Source organism: Arthrobacter sp. CAL618, assembly GCF_000468215.1.
In the GTDB taxonomy this organism is placed as follows: Bacteria; Actinomycetota; Actinomycetes; order Actinomycetales; family Micrococcaceae; genus Arthrobacter_D.
This window is the reverse complement of sequence record NZ_ASZW01000024.1, coordinates 1-20,749: the sequence shown is the minus strand read 5'-3', so window position 1 is coordinate 20,749 and position 20,749 is coordinate 1. Positions and strand designations below refer to the sequence as shown.

Annotated in this window: 22 protein-coding genes; 12 read left to right on the top strand and 10 right to left on the bottom strand. The window is 60.0% G+C overall.

The window, feature by feature from the left end; all coding sequences use genetic code 11:
- Positions 1–140: 140 nt before the first annotated feature.
- The 10 genes from secY to K728_RS0101250 all read left to right on the top strand — a co-directional run bounded on the left by secY (position 141) and on the right by K728_RS0101250 (position 7,395).
- The gene (gene secY / locus K728_RS0101295) at positions 141–1,454 is read left to right on the top strand and encodes a preprotein translocase subunit SecY (RefSeq protein WP_024475614.1); all 1,314 of its coding nucleotides are present in this window, start codon (positions 141–143) and stop codon (positions 1,452–1,454) included.
- The gene (locus tag K728_RS0101290; RefSeq protein ID WP_024475613.1) at positions 1,451–2,023 is read left to right on the top strand and encodes an adenylate kinase; all 573 of its coding nucleotides are present in this window, start codon (positions 1,451–1,453) and stop codon (positions 2,021–2,023) included. The genes secY and K728_RS0101290 overlap by 4 nt, the downstream gene beginning before the upstream one ends.
- Before the next feature lie 7 nt (positions 2,024–2,030).
- Entirely contained in the window at positions 2,031–2,852 is an 822-nt protein-coding gene (gene map / locus K728_RS0101285) for a type I methionyl aminopeptidase (RefSeq protein WP_024475612.1), read from the top strand.
- A gap of 201 nt (positions 2,853–3,053) precedes the next feature.
- The gene (gene infA, locus K728_RS0101280; RefSeq protein WP_019481515.1) at positions 3,054–3,275 is read left to right on the top strand and encodes a translation initiation factor IF-1; all 222 of its coding nucleotides are present in this window, start codon (positions 3,054–3,056) and stop codon (positions 3,273–3,275) included.
- Between the two features lie 73 nt (positions 3,276–3,348).
- Positions 3,349–3,462, top strand: a complete 114-nt coding sequence (rpmJ, locus tag K728_RS20340) for a 50S ribosomal protein L36 (RefSeq protein WP_024475611.1) — start codon at positions 3,349–3,351, stop codon at positions 3,460–3,462.
- Between the two features lie 173 nt (positions 3,463–3,635).
- The gene (gene rpsM / locus K728_RS0101270) at positions 3,636–4,013 is read left to right on the top strand and encodes a 30S ribosomal protein S13 (protein WP_019481516.1); all 378 of its coding nucleotides are present in this window, start codon (positions 3,636–3,638) and stop codon (positions 4,011–4,013) included.
- Between the two features lie 161 nt (positions 4,014–4,174).
- Complete coding sequence (gene rpsK, locus K728_RS0101265) at positions 4,175–4,576, top strand: 30S ribosomal protein S11 (RefSeq protein ID WP_019481517.1); 402 nt, start codon at positions 4,175–4,177, stop codon at positions 4,574–4,576.
- 165 nt (positions 4,577–4,741) lie between these two features.
- The gene (locus K728_RS0101260; RefSeq protein WP_019481518.1) at positions 4,742–5,752 is read left to right on the top strand and encodes a DNA-directed RNA polymerase subunit alpha; all 1,011 of its coding nucleotides are present in this window, start codon (positions 4,742–4,744) and stop codon (positions 5,750–5,752) included.
- 65 nt (positions 5,753–5,817) lie between these two features.
- A complete protein-coding gene (gene rplQ, locus K728_RS0101255; protein WP_024475610.1) occupies positions 5,818–6,441 on the top strand; it encodes a 50S ribosomal protein L17 in 624 nt (207 codons plus the stop codon).
- A 24-nt stretch (positions 6,442–6,465) separates the two neighbouring features.
- Complete coding sequence (locus tag K728_RS0101250) at positions 6,466–7,395, top strand: tRNA pseudouridine synthase A (RefSeq protein WP_024475609.1); 930 nt, start codon at positions 6,466–6,468, stop codon at positions 7,393–7,395.
- On the opposite strand, the gene K728_RS0101245 is transcribed toward K728_RS0101250, so the two are convergent.
- Positions 7,392–7,961, bottom strand: a complete 570-nt coding sequence (locus K728_RS0101245; RefSeq protein WP_162148009.1) for a prepilin peptidase — start codon at positions 7,959–7,961, stop codon at positions 7,392–7,394. The genes K728_RS0101250 and K728_RS0101245 overlap by 4 nt on opposite strands.
- 10 nt (positions 7,962–7,971) lie before the next feature.
- Positions 7,972–9,555, bottom strand: a complete 1,584-nt coding sequence (locus tag K728_RS0101240; protein WP_024475607.1) for a sensor histidine kinase — start codon at positions 9,553–9,555, stop codon at positions 7,972–7,974.
- Positions 9,556–9,918: 363 nt separating this feature from the next.
- Between K728_RS0101240 and K728_RS0101235 the strand changes: the two genes are divergently transcribed.
- A complete protein-coding gene (locus tag K728_RS0101235; protein ID WP_024475606.1) occupies positions 9,919–10,671 on the top strand; it encodes a response regulator transcription factor in 753 nt (250 codons plus the stop codon).
- A gap of 20 nt (positions 10,672–10,691) precedes the next feature.
- Here K728_RS0101235 and K728_RS0101230 read toward each other — a convergent pair whose 3' ends face one another.
- Complete coding sequence (locus K728_RS0101230) at positions 10,692–11,099, bottom strand: hypothetical protein (protein WP_024475605.1); 408 nt, start codon at positions 11,097–11,099, stop codon at positions 10,692–10,694.
- Positions 11,100–11,286: 187 nt separating this feature from the next.
- Between K728_RS0101230 and K728_RS18135 the strand changes: the two genes are divergently transcribed.
- Positions 11,287–14,157, top strand: a complete 2,871-nt coding sequence (locus K728_RS18135) for a bifunctional diguanylate cyclase/phosphodiesterase (RefSeq protein WP_162148008.1) — start codon at positions 11,287–11,289, stop codon at positions 14,155–14,157.
- On the opposite strand, the gene K728_RS0101220 is transcribed toward K728_RS18135, so the two are convergent.
- The 7 genes from K728_RS0101220 to K728_RS0101190 are packed head-to-tail and all read right to left on the bottom strand — an operon-like array spanning position 14,129 to position 20,702.
- Positions 14,129–15,010: a type II secretion system F family protein gene (locus K728_RS0101220; protein WP_024475603.1), complete on the bottom strand. Its 882-nt coding sequence runs from the start codon at positions 15,008–15,010 to the stop codon at positions 14,129–14,131. The genes K728_RS18135 and K728_RS0101220 overlap by 29 nt on opposite strands.
- 43 nt (positions 15,011–15,053) lie before the next feature.
- Entirely contained in the window at positions 15,054–16,007 is a 954-nt protein-coding gene (locus K728_RS0101215; RefSeq protein ID WP_237742071.1) for a type II secretion system F family protein, read from the bottom strand.
- Entirely contained in the window at positions 16,004–17,467 is a 1,464-nt protein-coding gene (locus tag K728_RS0101210) for a CpaF family protein (RefSeq protein ID WP_024475601.1), read from the bottom strand. The genes K728_RS0101215 and K728_RS0101210 overlap by 4 nt, the downstream gene beginning before the upstream one ends.
- Positions 17,464–18,672: an AAA family ATPase gene (locus tag K728_RS0101205; RefSeq protein WP_024475600.1), complete on the bottom strand. Its 1,209-nt coding sequence runs from the start codon at positions 18,670–18,672 to the stop codon at positions 17,464–17,466. Before K728_RS0101205 ends, K728_RS0101210 begins: the two co-directional genes overlap by 4 nt.
- The gene (cpaB, locus tag K728_RS0101200; protein ID WP_024475599.1) at positions 18,669–19,409 is read right to left on the bottom strand and encodes a Flp pilus assembly protein CpaB; all 741 of its coding nucleotides are present in this window, start codon (positions 19,407–19,409) and stop codon (positions 18,669–18,671) included. The genes K728_RS0101205 and cpaB overlap by 4 nt, the downstream gene beginning before the upstream one ends.
- A gap of 10 nt (positions 19,410–19,419) precedes the next feature.
- Positions 19,420–20,340: a Tad domain-containing protein gene (locus K728_RS0101195; protein WP_024475598.1), complete on the bottom strand. Its 921-nt coding sequence runs from the start codon at positions 20,338–20,340 to the stop codon at positions 19,420–19,422.
- Entirely contained in the window at positions 20,328–20,702 is a 375-nt protein-coding gene (locus tag K728_RS0101190) for a TadE/TadG family type IV pilus assembly protein (protein WP_024475597.1), read from the bottom strand. Before K728_RS0101190 ends, K728_RS0101195 begins: the two co-directional genes overlap by 13 nt.
- Between the last annotated feature and the right edge of the window lie 47 nt (positions 20,703–20,749).

Genomic DNA, 20,749 nt, shown 5'->3' with positions numbered 1-20,749 from the left:
CATTCCGGCCCACCAAGAGTTTTTTTATGGCCACATGGGCTTACCTAGCCACCCCCGGGTCCGACGCACCGGGTTTCAACCGTTAGACTCGGTTGTTGTGTATCTGTCCGCCATGGACACCAAGACCTTCAGGAGGACGCTTGCTTAGCGCTATTGGCCGGGCTTTCCGGACGCCAGACTTGCGGCGCAAGCTGTTGTTCACGCTTGGAATCATCACCATCTTCCGCCTGGGTGCCTTCATCCCCGCGCCCGGTGTCGATTACGGCAATGTTCAGCAGTGTTTGCAGCTCGGCAACACCGAGGGTGGTCTCTATGAGTTCGTGAACCTCTTCAGTGGTGGCGCTCTCCTGCAAGTGTCCATCTTCGCTCTGGGCATCATGCCCTACATCACGGCGAGCATCATCACCCAGCTCCTCCGCGTGGTCATCCCGCGGTTCCAGGAGCTGCACCAGGAAGGCGCGCAGGGGCAGTCGACGCTGACCCAGTACACGCGCTACCTCACCATCGCGTTGGCCTTGCTCAACGCGACCACACTGGTTTCCCTGGCCCGATCCGGAGCCCTGCTAGGCGACTGCCCAGTGCCGATCATCCCGGACGACAGTCTCATCACCATCCTGCTTCTGATCCTGACCCTTACCGCCGGTACCGGCCTGATCATGTGGATGGGTGAACTCATCACCGAGCGTGGAGTCGGCAACGGCATGTCGCTGCTTATCTTCACCGCCATCGCCGCAGGCTTCCCCACCTCCCTGGGCGAGATCCTCCGCACCCAGGGCTGGACCGTCTTCGTGGCAGTGATCGCCATCGGGCTAGTGGTGGTTGCATTGGTGATCTTTGTTGAGCAGTCGCAGCGTCGCATCCCCGTGCAGTACGCCAAACGGATGGTGGGTCGACGCACCCTCGGTGGCAGCAGCACCTACATCCCGATCAAGGTGAACATGGCCGGTGTTATCCCGGTCATCTTCGCCTCATCGATGCTGTATCTGCCGAGCCTGATCGCGCAATTCAACACGCCAACCGATGGGCAGACACCGCCACCGGAGTGGGTCAACTTCATCACCACCTACCTGGCGAACGGCGACCACCCCCTCTACATGGCCCTGTACTTCGCCATGATCGTGTTCTTCACCTACTTCTACGTAGCGATCACGTTCAACCCGGATGAGGTCTCGGAGAACATGAAGAAGTACGGCGGGTTCATCCCGGGCATCCGTGCGGGTCGTCCGACGGCCGAGTACCTGCAGTACGTCTTGTCCCGCATCACCCTGCCCGGTGCCCTATACCTTGGCCTGGTGGCACTGATCCCGTTGATCGCGCTCGTGTTGATCAACGCTAACCAGAACTTCCCCTTCGGTGGTGTCTCAATCCTCATCATGGTGGGTGTTGGACTCGAAACGGTGAAGCAGATCGACGCTCAGCTTCAGCAGCGTCACTACGAAGGGTTGTTGCGATGACACGCATGCTCATAATTGGACCTCCCGGATCCGGCAAAGGCACACAGGCTTCGCGAATCTCCGAGCGACTAGGAGTCGTCGCGATTTCTACTGGAGATATCTTCCGGGACAACGTGAAGCGGGAGACTCCGCTTGGCCTCGAGGCCAGGAAGTACATGGACGCCGGGGACTTCGTGCCTGACAGTGTCACCAATTCGATGGTGCGGGATCGTCTGAAAGAAGACGACGTGCGCGAGGGATTCCTCCTCGACGGTTACCCGCGCACTCCGGCCCAGGTTGTCGAACTGGATGACATTCTCCAGCAGAACGAGCTCACCCTCGACGCCGTCTTGCAGCTCACCGCCCCAGACGAGGAACTGATCCGTCGCCTGACCGGCCGCGCTGAGCTGGACGGCCGCAGCGACGACAACGAAACCGTCATCCGCCACCGGCTTGACCTGTACCACGAGCAGACCGAAGAGGTTGTCTCGCAGTACGAGGGACGCGGCATCGTCAAGCGGGTCGACGGCATCGGAGCTATCGACGAAGTGACCGAACGAGTCGTCAGTGCCCTGAACGGCACCCGGTAGTTTGACGATGTTTCGCCAGTCGAAGGTCGAATACAAGAACAACCAGCAAATCCGCACCATGCGGAAGGCCGGATTGGTCCTGTCGGCAGCGCTCGACGAAGCCGTGGCCGCGGCCGCGGTCGGTGTCACTACCCGGGAACTCGACGGCGTGTTCGCTGGGGTTTTGAAGGCTTCGGGAGCAACGTCCAACTTTCTGGGATACCACGGGTTCCCCGCATCAATCTGCGCATCGGTGAACCATGAAGTGGTGCACGGGATCCCAGGAGATTATGTGCTCCAGGACGGTGACATCCTCTCTATTGATGGTGGCGCCATCGTGGACGGCTGGCATTCAGACTCCGCCCGTTCGGTGATCGTTGGACAGGCGCGGGCCGAGGACCAGCGGCTGTCCGACGCGACGGAGTCGGCCATGTGGCATGGCATCGCCGCGCTGGCTAACGCCCGGAATGTTGGCGATGTGGGCAATGCAATTGATGACTACGTCTCGGGACTGGACGGCGCTCCGTTAGGGATCCTGCAGGACTATGTTGGCCATGGGATCGGCACCGCCATGCACCAGCCGCCCGACGTGCTCAACTACCGCAGTGGACACCGTGGTCCCAAGGTCAAGCCGGGGCTGTGTCTGGCGATAGAGCCCATGCTGGTCCTCGGTAGCCTGGAGACAACGTTGCTGGACGACGACTGGACTGTAGTCACCACTGACGGCAAGCGGTCATGTCAGTGGGAGCACACCGTAGCGGTGCACGACGGCGGCATCTGGGTGCTCAGCGCCGAAGATGGGGGAGCAGCCAAGCTCGCACCCCTGGGTGTCACGCCCGTTGCGCTCTGACAACCCCGTGAACCCAGATTTAACATTTCACAGCTGTTAGCGTAGAGTTGCCTGTTGGTTGTCTCTACTCGTGTGCCCATTTAGGGCGCCACGTGTGCACGATCCGGTAACCCGGGTCTGTTGCTGCGCTGGGAGTAGGTCAACGATCACAACCCCAATCGCCTGCCGCGTCAGTGGCGGGCATCGACGTTAGCGGAGGATATGGCCAAGAAAGACGGTGTCATTGAGATTGAAGGCACTGTGAACGAGGCTCTGCCCAACGCGATGTTCCGCGTTGAGCTGGCAAACGGTCACATTGTCCTCGCCCACATCTCGGGAAAAATGCGTCAGCACTATATCCGGATCCTTCCTGAGGACCGGGTGGTAGTGGAGCTTAGCCCTTACGACCTCACCCGAGGCCGTATCGTCTACCGCTACAAATAAGGAATTCTCCCGTCCTGCCTCAGGACAGGGAGTGTAGTTACAGCACAATCTGCAAACAACGCAAAGGAAAACCATGAAGGTCCAGCCGAGCGTCAAGCGGATCTGCGATAAGTGCCAGGTGGTTCGCCGCAAGGGCAACGTACTCGTAATCTGCGAAAACCCGCGCCACAAACAGCGTCAGGGCTAGTTCTTCTCGTCAAGAGAAGCACCACCCACGCGCTGCAGTTTTACAACCATAAAGGCAGAGCAGTTCCCACGATCGGTGGGAGCACACCCCCGGGCACGGAGGCCGGGGAGCTGAAATTTTCAGCAGGCCGCTCTGCTTCAGACCTCCAGAAACACCAAAGGAGAACCGCCACTATGGCACGTCTCGCTGGCGTAGACATTCCCCGCGAAAAGCGGGTAGTGATAGCGCTTACCTATATCTATGGCGTGGGCAAGACCCGTGCAGACCAGACGCTGGCAGAAACGGGGATCAGCCCGAATACGCGCGTCAAGGACCTCAGTGACGCGGAGCTGCTGCAGCTGCGTGACTACATCGAAGTCAACTACAAGGTCGAAGGTGACCTCCGCCGTGAGGTAGCCGCCGACATCCGCCGAAAGGTGGAGATCGGAAGCTACGAAGGCATCCGGCACCGCCGCGGTCTTCCCGTACGCGGACAGCGTACGAAGACCAACGCGCGTACCCGTAAGGGCCCCAAGCGCACCGTGGCCGGCAAGAAGAAGGCCGCGCGCTAGATCCCCACTGGCTCCCTAACCTGACTCGCTAGCGCTCGTCCGGCCAGGGAACCCTCGCCAGCGGAGGCCCCTGTTATAGGGGTTTATGGTTCTAGCCAGCCGCTTGCTCGCCAGACCTTCAGGTCCCGGCACCTCACCCATCACCTTTCGTAGGAGAAGCAATGCCCCCCAAGACTCGTGGAGCGGTACGTAAGCCGCGTCGCAAGGATAAGAAGAATATCGCGCTTGGACAGGCGCACATCAAGAGCACCTTCAACAACACCATCGTGTCCATCACGGACCCGTCAGGAGCAGTTATCTCCTGGGCCTCCGCCGGTGAAGTTGGATTCAAGGGTTCTCGCAAGTCGACGCCGTTCGCCGCTCAGATGGCAGCCGAGGCTGCCGCAAAGCGTGCGCAGGAACACGGCGTCAAGAAGGTCGACGTTTTCGTCAAGGGCCCAGGCTCAGGACGCGAAACAGCTATCCGCTCGCTGCAGGCCACCGGCCTGGAGGTTGGCTCCATTCAGGATGTCACCCCCAGCGCCCACAACGGTTGCCGGCCTCCGAAGCGTCGCCGCGTCTAATTAGCTTTTCCGGTGCGAATGCCGCGCTGAATGATCCCAGTACCCGGGATTGTTCAGGGCGGCGTTCGACACCGATCCCCAAGCTAATAAGCGTTGCTTGCTAGCTGTCCCTTTCCACCATTTGTGTTGCGTCATATAGCGGATGCTCCCTGAAAGGAAATGTAAGTGCTTATTGCACAGCGCCCCACCCTGACTGAAGAAGTCGTCGCCGACAACCGCTCACGGTTCGTCATCGAGCCGCTTGAGCCCGGTTTCGGCTACACCCTCGGAAACTCACTCCGCCGCACCCTGCTTTCCTCGATCCCGGGTGCAGCTGTAACCAGCATCCGTATCGACGGAGTGCTGCACGAGTTCACCACGGTTCCGGGTGTCAAGGAAGATGTCACCGAGATCATCCTGAACATCAAGAACCTGGCTGTGTCTTCCGAGCACGACGAGCCAGTTGTCGCCTACCTGCGCAAGCAGGGTCCCGGCGTCGTCACCGCTGCGGACATTGCGCCGCCAGCCGGTGTCGAGTTCCACAACCCGGATCTGCACATCGCCACCCTGAACTCGAAGGGTAAGTTCGAGCTTGAGCTGACCATCGAGCGTGGACGCGGCTATGTGTCGGCCTCACAGAACAAGTCCGGCGACTCAGAGATCGGCCGTATCCCGGTCGACTCCATCTACTCGCCGGTCCTGAAGGTCACCTTCCGGGTCGAAGCAACCCGTGTTGAGCAGCGCACCGACTTCGACCGTCTGATCGTCGACGTCGAAACCAAGGACGCCATCGCTCCCCGCGATGCAGTAGCCTCGGCCGGTACCACCCTGGTGGAACTGTTCGGACTGGCTCGTGAGCTGAACACCGCTGCCGAAGGCATCGAGATTGGCCCATCGCCAACAGACGCTGCCCTGGCAGCCGACATGGCGCTGCCCATTGAAGATCTCGAGCTGACCGTTCGGTCATACAACTGCCTCAAGCGTGAGGGTATCCACACCGTGGGTGAACTCGTTGCCCGCTCCGAGGCCGACCTGATGGACATCCGCAACTTCGGCGCAAAGTCGATCGACGAGGTCAAGGCCAAGTTGGTTGAGCTGGGTCTGTCCCTGAAGGATTCCCCTCCAGGGTTCGACCTCGCGGCTCGCGCAGCAGCCATCGAAGAAGACGACGCCGCCTACAGCGACGACGAGCTCTAACAACGTTAGAAAGACCTGTCCGCCGCTGGTAGCGGCGGACAGGACCACTTAGAGGAGAAACAATCATGCCCACACCAACAAAGGGCCCACGTCTCGGAGGCGGTCCGGCGCACGAACGCCTGATGCTCGCCAACTTGGCCGCCTCACTGTTCGAGCACAAGCGCATCACCACCACGGTGACCAAGGCGAAGAGGCTTCGCCCCTACGCCGAGCGCCTGATCACCTTCGCGAAGAAGGGCGATCTCGCCTCACGTCGTCGCGTCCTGGGCGTCATCAGCAGCAAGAGCATCGTCCATGAACTGTTCACGGACATCGCTCCTGCCGTTGCCGAGCGCGAAGGTGGCTACACCCGCATCACCAAGATCGGTAACCGTAAGGGCGACAACGCCCCGATGGCCGTCATTGAACTGGTTCTGGAGCCAATGTCAGCGAAGCAGTCAGTCGTTGCAGAAGCCGAACAGTCCAAGGCGAACGCAGCGCCAGCCGCTGCTGCCCCGGTATCGGCAGAATCGGCAGAATCAGCAGATTCCCCTGATTCGCCGGAGTCAGCTGACTCGGTCGATTCAGCAGAGTCAGCACCGTCGGCCGACGAGGTCGCCGCTGAGGACACCAACGTCAGCGCCGAGGCCGGTGCCGATGAGGTTGTTGTAGTCGAAGAAGGCACCACAGAAGACGACGGCAAGAAGTAATTCTTCCGCATCTGAAGAAGCACCATGACTGAGCAAAAGCCCGCTGTCCTTCGTGAGGACAGCGGGCTTTTGCGTGTCCGGTTGGATCTTGCCTACGACGGTGCGTCCTTTTCCGGGTGGGCCCTGCAACCCGGGCTGCTCACCGTGCAGGGAGCAATCGAGGCCGGCCTTGAGACCCTCCTGCGCCGACCCGCCCGGCTGACGGTCGCGGGGCGCACCGATACCGGTGTCCACGCCCGTGGTCAGGTGGCCCACGTGGATCTGACCCCAGGGGAGTGGCATGGTCTCAGCCGTGGCAAGGAGATGACCCCGGAAACGGCCATGATGCGCAGGTTGGGAGCCACGATCAGCCGAGAACTCCACAAGGCCGACCGGCAGCGCCACCAGGTGCCCGCCGTCGTCGTCCGCAAGGTCGGGCTGGCCCCCACCGGCTTCGATGCCAGGTTCTCGGCGCTGTGGCGTCGGTACAGCTACCGGATCGCCGACCGTCCCGAATTGCGGGACCCCTTGGTCCGCCGTGTGACGCTCTGGCACCCCGACGAACTGCAGGTTGACCGGATGAATGACGGCGCCAGGCGGCTCCTCGGCCTGCAGGACTTCCGTTCGTTTGTGAAACCGCGGCCCGGCGCGACAACCGTCCGCGAACTGCAGCGGTTCGACTTCAGCCGCGGCGACGACGGCGTCATCACCGCGGCCATTCAGGCTGACGCTTTTTGCCACAACATGGTGCGGGGACTGATCGGCTCAACGTTACGCGTGGGAGTGGGGGAGAAAGACCCCGAGTGGCTCTTCGAACGGCTCACCGCACGCAGCAAGGAGGCCCGCTCGGTGCTTGCGGCGCCCCACCCGTTGGTTCTCGAGGAGGTCAGGTACCCCGACGACGACGCCATCGGGACCCGCGCTGAGGAGACCCGTGCGCGGCGGGACGGTCCTGTGACGGGGCTGCGGAGCTAACCGAATGCGACAATCGCAGCGAAGCACGCGGCGAGCATCGGCGGCCCAAACGGGAAGACCGAACGGGCCGACGCTCTGGTGAAGAGAAGCAGGAACACACTGACCAGGCCGCCGATGAGGAAGCCGCCGAGCAGCGTTGCCAACCAGGGGGTCATTCCGGCATAGCCACCGTAGAGACCAAGCACCGCGGCGAGCTTCACGTCGCCCATTCCGAGGCTTCCCGGTGAAACAAGTGCAAGCGCAAGGTAAATGCCGAACATGGCAGCACTGCCCAGGACCGCGCCGACCAGCCGGTTCCAGTCCGCGGACAGGCCGCTGGACGCTAGGAGAAGGACCAGCGTGGTGGCCGCGAACGGCAGCAATAGCGCGTTCGGCAGGAGCCTGGTGCGCAGGTCGATCATGGCCAGCACCACCCCGAACAGGGGCAGCACAAGGAACGAAGGGGTCTCGGGTGCCCACCCGAACCGCAGGAGAACCAGGCCGGCCAGCAGCGCTGTTACAGCCACGGTCACGATGCGGACATCGTGTGGCAGAGCCAGGACCTCGCTGCCCACAGATCCCCTCATCGGCATCTCGTCAGCCGATCACTGCCGGCGCATGCGCCATGGTTGTTGGCAGGCTGACAGTGAACTTTGTGCCGGTTCCCAGCGAGCTGGAGCAATGAATGGTGCCGCCGTGGCCTTCGACGATTGCCTTGGTGATGGCCAGGCCCAAACCGACCCCGGGGATCGCCGACTCCCTTGCGCTGTGGGCGCGAAAAAACCGACCGTAAATCAGGGCTGTCTCGTCCGGCGTCATGCCTATTCCACAGTCCTCGACTTCCAGTAAAACCCTTCCCTCTCCCGCATGTGCCCGGATGGTGACGGCTCCGCCGTCGGGCGAGTACTTAATGGCGTTTGAGAGCAGGTTATCTACTACCTGGCCCATCCTCATTGGATCGGCGATGGCCCAGAGGCACTGAGGTACCTCCGAAACGAGTGTAATTCCGGCGTTGGTCGCATGTGTTCGGGCTGACCGTATCCGAGAGGTCAGGAGGGCCGTCAGTTCGGTCGGCTTGGCGTGCAGGCTGATCGAAGCGGAGGCTGCAGACAGGAGGTCCGAAACCAGGATGGAGAGGCGTTCAGCGTTCCGTCTGGCGATGGACAGGGACTCGCGGGTCTGCGGGGTCAGGAGGTTCGGGGACTCAAGTACCAGATCGAGATGGCCGAGAATGGAGGTGAGTGGCGTGCTGAACTCGTGCGTGACATTGGCGACGAAGTCCTCCTTCACCGTCAGGGCCTTCACCAGATCGGTAACGTCCGTGAAGACGACGACGGAGCCGGTAAACTCACCGTCTCCACCAGTCATCGGCCGTGCTGCTGTTGACACCGCCCGTTGGCAGTCCCCTTCGCCCAACCAGAGAAGGTTATTGGAGAACGATTCCCCCTCGGCGGCCCGGCGAATGGGGTGCAGCGATTCGGGTAGGGGAGTTGATCCCTTGCTTCGGAAGAACCGGATGTCCTCGTCGTAGTCCTGGGAAGACGCTCCCTGCTGGAACAGTTGCTGCTGCCGGTTGGACAGCAAGGTGTTTCCTCCCGTATCGACGGCGACGACGCCGACGTCGACGGTGTCGAGGATGGCAGCGAGAAGTCTTTCGCGATCACCACTCTGTGTCTCAAGGGCCAACACCTCATCAGCCTTTTGCTGCAACTCCAGCCGTTGCATCCGCATCTGGAGCGTGAGGACTCTCATGACGAGGAAAAGGGCCAGCGTCATGGTGGGGAGCAACAGGGTGTCCACCAAGGATGCATAGGTGGTGGTGGAGTCCAGTAGATAGGGGAAAAGCACAATAAGGTAGGGCCCAACGAAGCTGACTACCGCGGATAGCAGCGGCATCAGACCGGACGCAGCGAGCCAGACGACCGGGAACGCCGCTAGCGCGCCAAGGCCAGGGACGATGTCGACGGCGCCGTTCCGGCAGAGCAGAATTGCGACGAAATCAAGGATGGGGATGACAAGCATTGCCCCCGTCGGTAGGCGCACCCACGGAATCAGGAAACACGCCGCGAAGAGTGCAATAGTCAGGAATAGTCCTGCGACGAAGAGCCCGTTCAGCAGTAAATCCGGATTCAATAACGGTGCGGTGACGGCGATAATTACGACCGCAATCGTCAGGGGCAATTGGTGCGTCGCCGCCCTCCGTCGGGAGTTGAAGCCCCCCTCAAACCGTCCGAATCCAGGCAGCCACAAGCGCTCAGGCGTAGCCGAGTTTCCGGAATCATGGCGAGAGTATTCGGTTGTCGGCTTCCCCTGGCCGTCGTAACGCATGCGCCTATTATGTCCCAACAATAGGCTTTGCCCACCCTTGCACCGGAAGTCTCGCAAATTGATACTCAGTCGATACGGGCGCCGGATTGAAACCGAGCAGGCTCCGCGGCAAAGAGTATGCTGGGGGACCGAACGGAAGTATTGTGAAATGCGGGGGGACGTATCCTTTACAGCCCAATGGCCTAGCGGTCAGACGAGCCGAGAATAGGGAATGATATGAGCGATCCCGGAGTTGCAGTGGTCATCGAAGACGATGCCGATGTGCGTAATCTGGTTGATGCTGTTCTCACTCAATCTGGATTTGAGGTTCACTCGGCAGGCTCCGGCCGGGCAGGTGTCGAGCTGGTCGGCAAACATAACGCGACCATTGTGACCCTCGATGTGGGACTTCCGGATATTGACGGGTACGAGGTACTCCGCAGGATCCGGCAGTCAAGCAATTGCTACGTTCTGATGCTGACGGCGAGAACCGACGAATTGGATACCCTGACCGCACTGCAATCGGGTGCCGATGATTTCATCACCAAACCTTTCCGCCCACGGGAACTCCGGGCCCGGATAGCCGCCATGCTCCGCAGGCCACGGAACCCCGATGCATCCGGTGAGGGCAGCGCTCCTCCTCCCGACGAGGGCGAGCCGGGGGTGCTGCTGCACAATGGGCTGGCGCTCAACCACGAAACGCGGACCGCAACGTTGGGCGGAAACAAACTCAGCCTCACACGCAGCGAGTTCGATTTGCTGCACGATCTCCTTCGAAGCGGCGGATCAGTCCGTACCAAAGCGAATCTGGTCCGGGTTGTCAGGGGGCACCACTACCGGGACGACGCCTATATCAGTGATGCCGACGAGCGGGCGGTTGAGGTCCATATGGGCAACCTCCGCCGCAAGCTGGGTGAGGATACGCGCGAACCAAGATGGCTGTTGACCGTCCGCGGGGTTGGCTACAGGTTGGCACCGAAACGGACCTGATCCAGCGGCCAGGGTTCGTCTTACCCGAGAACAGACTCGGAGCAGAGAGCCAGTTCGCGGATCGTTTGAATGCCGCACGCTTCCACGAGCGGAAGGATGTCGGCGGCTTTGATCAGGTCGTTGAGTTGGATTGACTCCTCCAGGGCGGACGCCAGGCTGGCAAGCCGCGCCGCCCCGACCATCATTGAGCTGGTCCGGACGCTCAGCACCGCTTCCATGGCGGCCGCGTGGTCACGACGGGAAACGGTGTCCGCCAGCCGGATAAACCTCTCATCCCAAACATGGATGAAGTCGAGGATGAATGCCTTGACCGCCGACGGGTTTTCGAGTTGATCTGCAAGGGCCATTAGGGTGTCTTGATCGATGAGGGGAACACGGTCCTGCGGAGAAAGTATCAGGGGCAGCACTGAGCGATTGGTGCGGTACATTCCGCCACCGTGTAAACCGTCCTCACCGCTTTAAGCACGGCGCAATTTGCAGGGATCATTTACCGAGGGTACTTTGACAGGCTTTAGTCCGGTCGATAGTTTGGGTTACCCTGCGCAAAAGCTGCGTTATTCCTTTGCATGGTCCGTTCATGGTAGGCCCGGCCGATCGTTGGCATAGGCTGTGATGATGACCACGTACCGACCCTCGGTCCCGGCCGACGGCAATCCCGCGCAGCGCCCGCGGGCAGGATTGCGTGAAACCCTTGACGCGCTCCCGGTTGCGGTGGGGCTACTCGATGCGGATGGCGTGATCTCAGCCGTGAATCGGGAATGGGAGCGTTTCTCTCAGCCCTTCGCCGGGATCGCAGCTCCGGTCGCCGGGGTCTCCTACCTGAGGGAATGTGTTGCGGCGGCAGCGCAGGGTGACAGCGCCGCTGTCGAAGTTTCAGCTGGTCTCCACGCTGTCCTGAGCGGAGACCATCAAAACCTCGCGCTTGAGTACCCGTCTCAGGGCGGTGAACGCTGGATTCGCACGCGCATCTGCAAGAGTGACGGCGGCGGTCTGGTGGTCACCCACATCGACATCACGTCGCAGCGAGTCGCGCAGCAGGAAAGCTCCTTCCAGGCATCGCTGCTCGACGCCGTCGGGCAATCAGTTGTTTCGATTGATTTACAGGGGCGGATTACCTACTGGAACGACGCCTCGGTCCAGATGCTGGGGTGGAGCGCGGGGGATGCGGTTGGCCGACACTTCGCGGATCTCGCCCTGTTCGACAATGGCTCCAGAGCGACCGCGATTATTGCCCAGGTATCGTCGGGGAAGCCGTGGTCTGGTGAGCACTGGACCAAACACAGAAACGGTTGCCGTCTGTCCGTCTACTCAACAATCACCCCGCTGTATGACAAGGCAGGGCAGGTAATCGCGGTAATCGATGTCTCCACGGACACGACCGAATCGAATCGTGCCCAGGCTGAGATGAGTCGGCTGTCGAGTCTGGTCGAATTTTCGAACGATGCGATTAACGGTGCAACCCTCGATGGGATTATCACCAGTTGGAATGCCGGAGCTGAACGCATCTACGGCTATTCGCCGGAGGAGGCGATTGGCCGTAGCGTACTGATGCTCTCACCCGAGGAACGTACCGGTCCGGATGAGGAGCTGCGCGACAAGCTTCGGCGGGGGGAGCCGGTGATCGGCCAGCTGGTTCGGGGGATGCGAAAAGACGGATCCCTGTTGGACATTTCGCTCACACTCTCCCCGATGTACGACGAGCAGGGACAATTGGTCGGTTCATCGGCGGTCGCCCGTGATGTCTCCGAGATCAACAGGCTCCGCGCCGCTTCCGAACTGGAGCGGGACCGGCTGGCAGCTGCCCAGGAAATGGCCCACGTTGGGTCCGTGGAGTGGGATGCCCTTGCCGACCGGGTCTGGCGGTCTGATGAATATTGCAGGATCCATGGACTCCCGGTTACGGCGGAGGGCTCGCGTGGGCCACTGTTGAGTGCGGTGCACCCGGAGGATCGCGACCGTATTGCCCTGCTGTGGAAAGCCTTGATGGACCACGGCACGTCAGTCGATTTCACCTACCGTGTGGGGGACCCGGACGGGGACGTGCGATGGGTTTACGCTCGGGCGATTCTTGAGCGGGACGACGACGGCCGGCCGGTCAAGATGCTGGGGACAGCCCTGGACATCACGGAGCGAAAGCTGGGGGAACAGGCGCTTGAACGCCTGGCGTTCCGGGATCCGCTGACCGGCTTGGCGAACCGGGCGCTGCTCACGGAGAGCATTCAGGAGGCTCTGGCCGAGTGCTCGCTGAGAGCCTCACACGTTGGAGTGCTCTTCCTCGACGTGGACCGTTTCAAGGTCATCAACGACGGCCTGGGTCACGCTGCAGGGGATAGCCTTCTGGTCCAGCTGTCGTCCCGGTTGCTGGCTGCGGTTCGACCAGAGGACACCCTGGCCCGTTTTGCTGGCGATGAGTTCGTCATTGTCTGCGCGGACATGACTGAGGACAGTGCGAAAAGACTGGCTCGTCGGATCCGCGCAGCAGTGCAAATCCCGTTCGAGCTTCTGGACCGGGAAGTATTCGTGGATGTCAGTATCGGCATCGCCATCTCCTCAGCCGATGACACCCCGGAATCCTTGCTGCACAATTCCGATGCCGCGATGTATCGGGCCAAGGTGAGCGGGAGGAACAAAGCAATCGTCTTCGACGAGGCAATGCACCGGCGGGCAGCGCTGCGGCTGGCCGTCGAAACGGAGCTGCCGCGTGCCATCGAGCGCGACCAGTTGCAGGTTCACTACCAACCGGTGATCGATGTGGCGAACGGCAAACCAGTTGGATTTGAAGCCCTGGTGAGATGGCACCACCCGGAGCACGGTCTGATTGGGCCTGACTCGTTCATTCCGGTCGCTGAAGAAACCGGTCAGATTGTGCCGATCGGGTTATGGGTGCTCAACCAGGCTCTCCAGCAGGTGAAGTGGTGGAAGGCGAACCTGCCCGGTGCGGAAAAATGGCGGATGGCGGTGAATCTTTCGGCGCGGCAACTGCAGGACGCAGGCCTTCACTCAGCAGTGGGCACCGCCATTCGGACGGCAGGGATTGAACCGTCGGCAGTGATCCTGGAAATCACCGAATCTGTCCTGATGGGCGACGCCGACCAGTCACTAAAAACGCTGACCAAACTCCGCAGCCTTGGGATTGGCATTGCCGTTGATGACTTTGGCACCGGCTACTCCTCATTGAGTTATCTCAGACGCTTTCCCGTCACATCATTGAAAATTGACCGGTCATTCATTGACGGTCTGGGTGGTAGCGACGTGCACGCTGGCCCGATTGTGGAAGCCATTGCCGCGATGGGGCAGGCTCTGGGTCTACGGGTAGTGGCTGAAGGAGTGGAAACCGCTGAGCAACTGGACGAGCTGTCCCGGATGCAGGTGCACATTGCGCAAGGGTACCTGTGGTCGCCGGCTTTGCCGGCGGACCAGGTGCCCGCGTGGTTCGCCGCGCACCAGGGGCAGTCGGCTACTGGGTTACAGTCAGGAAAACGTTGATCCCTGCGGGTCCTAGCAGGACAATAAACAACACCGGCAGAATGCAGACCATCAAAGGGAATAGCACTTTTACTGGGATCTGCATCGCTTTTTCCTCTGCGCGTTGGCGTCGTTTCAATCGCATCTCGCTTGCCTGCACCCTCAGCACGGCCGAGATAGATATGCCGTAACGGTCGGCCTGCACAATCGCGTTGACGAACTTACGCAGGTCAGGGGTATTCGTCCGGGCGAGTAGCGCGGTGTACGCCTCGCGGCGTCCCATTCCGAGTTGCATGTCTTGAAGAGTGCGGACCAGCTCGGCAGCCAACGGACCCTTCCCGTTCTGACCAGCCCGTGCCATGGCCGAATCGAATCCAAGACCAGCTTCAACGGCGATAGTCATCTGGTCAAGAGTGTCGGGCAGCTCAAGCGCGATTGCAGTTTGGCGTTCGGTTCCCTTGCTGTAGACCAGCAAGTCGGGCACGAAGTAGGCGACAGCAGTCGCAGCAACGGCAAGCAGGATAGTTCTGCCGCTAGGTGCACCCCCGGCATACAGAACGCTCAAGATCCCCACGATGACGGCAAGGGTTATCTTGGCGGTAACGAGGCGCTTCAAAGGCCAGGGCTGGGGCCGCCCGGCGAGTGCTAGCTGCCGATCAAGCTTCGCGACGAGGACATCAGGCGTGAACCGGCCGGCAAAAGCCTCAAGTTGACCCGTCCTTTGCTTCTTTGTTTTTGCTTCTTCGACGAAACCCCGCGTTAGGTTGTCCCGCACCACCTTTCGTCCCGGGGTCTTCTGGCCCATTACCGACCACGCGAACAGGGGTATGGAGACGAAGATCGAGCAAACCGCAAATAACAACACGGGTGGCATCATGCATTCCTCTCAAACTCACGAATCACCATCAAAAGATTTGTCAAAACTTGAACGAAACGACCTTCTTTAGCCACAGCCCCCCAGAAAGCAGAAGGACAAGTGCAATACCCATCAGTACCCACCCGATTGGGTGTTGGAACATCGGATCCATATATCCGGGACTGATTAAGAGGAGTACCCCCCCGAGTGCGAAAGGAAGACCCATGAGAATCAAGGCTGATAGTTTGCCCTCGGCGCTTAGCGCCTGAACTTGACGGCGTATCTGGTTTCGCTCGCGAATGGTTTGACCCACTTGATCCAGAACGGTAGCCAGATTTCCCCCTACCTCGCGATGAATCGCAATCGCCTGCGCTACCCAAGAAAAGTCCTCGGACTGCATCCGTATGGCCGCATCATCCAGAGCTTCTCCAAGATCCCGGCCTAGTCTGGTCTCGTTGATGATTCGGGTGAATTCCTCCGTGGTAGGTGCCTCGGAATCGGCCGAAACAGCATCAATGGCGCGCAGCAGACTGTGCCCGGCTCTAAGCCCGCCAGCGAGCAGTTGGAGTGTGTCATCCAACTGGTCTGCGAATTGTTTGCGTCGTCGCGCAGTCAGTAGCCCAAGGCCAACTTTTGCTAGTGCAGGTGTCGCAACTGCAAACACAATCGCTATGGAAGGCCCGGACAGGACCAGACCGACACATGCAGCCAGTACCGCGCCTACGCCTGTCAGAACCACAAATTCGGCAGGGCGGATCTTCAGGCCTGCGTCCTCTAACCGGCCAGCGATTCCGGCCAGGAGATTACGACTCTTGAGTAGGTTGTCCACTACCCCCGTCGTGAGCGAAGCCAACTGGGTCAACTGAAGGGACGAGGGTGCCGCGGTGGACTGGTCACGGTTCAGGGCATTGCGGGGAGGCCGAGGAATCACCACGAGAAAGATGGTGGCAGCGAGTGCAGCGAAACAAGCCACAATGCCGAGGAACAGCTGAGTGATTGGTGGCTCTGCAGTCACCGGTCATTCCTGCCATTGAGCGGGGAACCGAAAACGCTAGGAGAGAGTTCGATGCCGAGATCCCGAAACCGGTCGGTGAATTTGGGTCTTACTCCTGTTGCGACAGGGGTTCCAAGGAAACGACCGTTCGAATCAACGCCCGCGCTGTAGTCAAACACGAAGGCGTCCTGCAAGGTCACAATTTCGCCCTCCATGCCCTGCACCTCAGTGACGTGCGTGACCCGCCTGGTGCCATCACGCAGGCGGGTCAGCTGAACAATTACATCGACCGCAGCGGCGATCTGTTCGCGTACCGCGCGCAGAGGCAGGTCCATTCCCGCCATCAGCACCAGCGTTTCAAGGCGAGCGATTGCATCACGGGGAGAGTTCGAATGCACGGTGGACAGAGATCCGTCGTGGCCGGTGTTCATGGCCTGCAACATATCCAGGGTTTCGCCTCCGCGGACCTCGCCCACCACAATGCGGTCGGGGCGCATCCGCAGAGAGTTTCGGACCAGATCCCGGATAGTAACCTCGCCCTTGCCTTCGATGTTGGTGGGTCTGCTCTCCAACCGGACTACGTGATCCTGTTGCAGTTGCAGTTCGACGGCATCCTCAATAGTGACAATTCGTTCGCCTTCAGGGATGAAAGAGGACAGAACGTTGAGAAGGGTGGTCTTGCCAGTACCGGTGCCCCCTGAAACGATGATGTTCAGTCGTGCCTTGACGCACGCGTCGAGGAGTTCAGCCATGTCCGGCGACAGGGTGCCGAAGCCGATCAGGTCGTGAACCTGAAACGGGTCTGTAGCGAATTTACGGATGGTCAGTGATGATCCGTTGACAGCCAGCGGGGGGATGACGGCGTTAACGCGGGAGCCATCAGCAAGACGTGCGTCTACTAGCGGCGAGGACTCGTCGATCCGTCGCCCCACGCGGGAGACAATGCGTTCGATGACCTTGCGTAGATGCTCTTCGGAAGCAAACCGGACGCCACTGCGGGTCAGCTTTCCATTGTGTTCGACATAGATCATGTTCGGGCCGTTGACCATGATCTCGGTGACGTCTTCATCGTCGAGAAGATGCTGCAGCGGGCCATAGCCCAGCACATCATCGCTGACACCACGGATGAGCCGTTGCCGCTCCTCTTTTGAGAGGGGTACTTCTTCCTCCTCGACCACTTGGGTGAGTTCTTCCTGCACCAGAGCGTGAAGCTGTTCCTCGGTCAAGGCCGAGTCGAGCAGCCGGTTACCCAAACGCTCGAACAAGATGGTTCCGGCCCGGTCCTTCAGCTTGGCTAGGGCGTCCCTTGCGGGGGCCGCAGAAGCGGGTATGTTCTGTCTTGGTGGCTGACTAGGTGGCTTCTTGACTTGAGGTGCACTCGGCTGCGGTTTTGCGGGTGTCGCCCGATTCTGCTCTGGCGCGGTAACGGCCTCCGCACCCCCCGGCCGGCGTGCGGCTTCCAACCGCTGTGCAAGATTCATGATTTCCCTCCCCGATGACGGCCCCGACCTTTGGTGATTGTCGGCAAGGGCGGAGCAAAGCGGAGAAGCAGCTTCCGAAAAGCCTTCGACGCAGGATCTCTCTTCTTCCCTTGCAGGAGTGGCAGACCTTGATTGGTCGAAATCCGTACAGGCCTTGAGGAGGGGACGACGATATCTACCTTTGTTCCCAAGGTCGCCTCCACATCGGCCAGCGTCAACCCGTCGCGCTGGTCTGCGCTGTTGAGCACTATGTGCCGGTGAACCGGGGTTAGTCCCAGCTCCCTCAACACGTCAAGTTCCTTACGCAGCCCACGCACACTCGGAACGTCCATTCCGGTGACGAAGACGTAGTCGGTCGCTTTGTCGAGAGTAGCCAGCGTGTGGTCTGAAAGACCGGGCGAGGTATCAACGATGACATAGCGGTATTGGCTCGCCAGTTGATCAAGGAGGTGTGCCACATCCTCACCGGTAACGTCGTCAGCCGAGTCAGGAAGATCCGGCGCGCAGAGGGCGAAGAGCCCGGTCGGGTGGGCGCTGAGAAAAGACTTCAAGACCATGGTGTCGCGTCTGGCCGGTCCATGGACAGCGTCGGTCACTGAATGGTCGGGCGAGATCGACAGGGCACTCGCCACGTCCCCGAATTGTAAATCAAGATCTACCAGCACAGTGGCATGGGGAGCTGTGGCAGCTAACCCGACCGCGAGGTTGCTTGCGACAGTGGTCTTGCCCGCACCGCCCTTGGGCGATACTACTGCAATAACCCTGCCATTAGCCGAGTTGTTTGACTCCCCGGAGGAGAGATTGGCAGCGCGGCGGCGGATAGCGGCGCTGCGGGTGGCTCGATGGAGTAGGACGGTCAGGTCTGCTACCTCGGCCTCGGGCTCAACGACATCCCGAATGCCTGCGCGCATGGCGCTGAGGACAACTGCGGGGGATGGGGTTGTCGCGAGGAGAACGCTGACTTCAGGATGCTGAACTTCAAACTCGTCAGCTAGAAGCAGTGCGTCGGCAAGCGGAACTCCTGGCCCCAAGATCAAGACGTCCAGAAGGCGGGGATCGGGCAGTTGGTCAATCAGCTCCTGGGATCCCGCGGGGAATGCAGCACCCACCCAGGGATGAATTTCGCCTTCGAGGGCCCCTGAAGCAGCCTCCTTCAACCGCTGCTGGAAGTCAGGCGCTGTGGTGACGATCGCGTAGCGACTCATTCGTAGATCTCGTCGCTGGTGATCCGCCGCGTGCCGTCCTCGGAAGCCGTTCCGGGTTCTTTAGAGAGCCAGATTCTGCCGAATTCCTGACCGTAAACAATTTTCTCTGCGTCGGGCGCGGGACGAGCAACAGTGACCATGAGACTTCCGGATGGAACGGGTGTCGACGATGGTGTGTCTGATTCTTCAAGTGGAGTGGGCAAGCCCTGAATATTTGTTACTAGTACCTTATGCAGGGTTAGGTGAGTCACAGGAAGAGGATTGACTTCACCGCCGCCATCCAACGAGATGAACACGCCCACCGTATCGCCTGCCTTTATCTGTCCGCCGACAGCTCTCTGTGGCTCAAGGAGTATCGTGACCTCCTGCATGCCGTCCGGGACCTGAATTAGTTCTTCAGATTCAACCGCTGCCGGATCTACGAATCGACTGCTCAACACCTGTTCGCCGGAGACCAATTCCACGCTGGTTACTTGACCGACAACCTGGTCCAGACTGGTGATTGAATCGTCCGGGACCACTTTCGACGGGACAGCTTCTTCTATTACGAAGTCGACGACATTTTCTGCAGCGGTCCCTTCAGGGATCGAGAGACCATCACGAACAACAAGGACTGTTCTAGTTTCAGTGCCTGAAAAGGCCCGTTCCTCGGCCGCACCGACATACTGCACGAGCAGGACAGCTCCAACAATAGCGAGCAGGACAGCGGCTATCGCCCCGATTATGCGGCTTCTCACTGTGTATCTCCTACTTGCTCAGTGTTACAAAAAAGGCGTTTAGCTCGTCGCCGCCGAGTTCTTCGACACCAAACGATTCAAGGTCCTCAAGAGAGACGAGGGTGATGAACTTTCCCTTGATACCCGCGCAGTTGTTGCAGCCAGTTTCATTAATCGACTCGCTGGGCCAGCTGTGCTTGGTGACATAGAAGGCGGCGAATCCGTCAATGATGTACTCGACCTTGCTGCCGTTTCCGGATTTCTCAACGTAGACGGGCAACATGATGGTCTTTCCGTCAATGTCGCAGTTCTGGGGTCCGCTTTTGCCTGGGTCGCCTGCAATGATCTCATCAACGTCGACACTGGCGGTGCAACTCTTCTTGTCTAGTGTGTCCAGCCAGCCAAAAGCGCCGGGTAAAGACTTTCCGTCCGATCCGGTGCAATTGGAGGTCACGGTAATCCAGATCTCCACATCGGACGGCGTTTGATCAAATAGGCATTTGGGAGCGGTGAATGGGAAGACAGTTGCTTTTGACGGGCTGCCCCAGGAAGCTGTGGCACTTGCGCCGACCTCAGTGGAGTCGATTCCAAGGATTGGCGCAAACCAATGTTGAACCGCTGGTTCACCAGTTGAGGTGATTGTGCTGGTGGTTACCACTACGGTGTTGGTTGCTGAGAGATCGACCGTTGCAGCCGCTCGTGAGTCGTTTGCGTTGGCACTAGCGAGGGTTGTGGCGGTGCTCGCAGCAAGCGTGGGGTCGCATAGATCTTGGTAGGCACACTCCTGAGCAATGGCCAGCGCACCAGCATCGGCGCCGTTCTGCAGTTGAGCTCGTTCAAAGTAGAGCATTCCCACATCGACAACCAGAGCGGTCATGCCAAGCACCAGAACCATGAGCAGGGCTGTCATGACGGCTATCGCGCCATCTGCCTCGTCCTTCAGCCTCCGCATCGCATGACACTTCTTCCAGTAAGTGGGATCGCATCGGCAAAAAGCCCGGCCAGCAGATCGATCGAGTACGTGATCGTGACAGTGGTCTCGGATGAAGTGGTGCATGGAGTAACCGAAATCTGGGCTGGTGCCAGAGCTGGATTTAGACCGGGAGCGGAGGAGATTGCAGTAGAGACCGCAACGTCGACTTCTTTTTGAATGGCCATCACACGGACGGATTCCCTGGCTGCTGAAGTGACCTGAATCTGCGCATTGAAAACGCGGCCGAATTCAACGATTCCGAGCAGAATTATGAGCAGAAGCGGGACGACTAGGGCAAACTCCACCGCCGCCGCGCCCGCTTCTGAACGAAAGCGTTTCATTAGTGATCTTCCGGGCATTTAGTGAAGCAGCGGTGCCAGTGGCACCG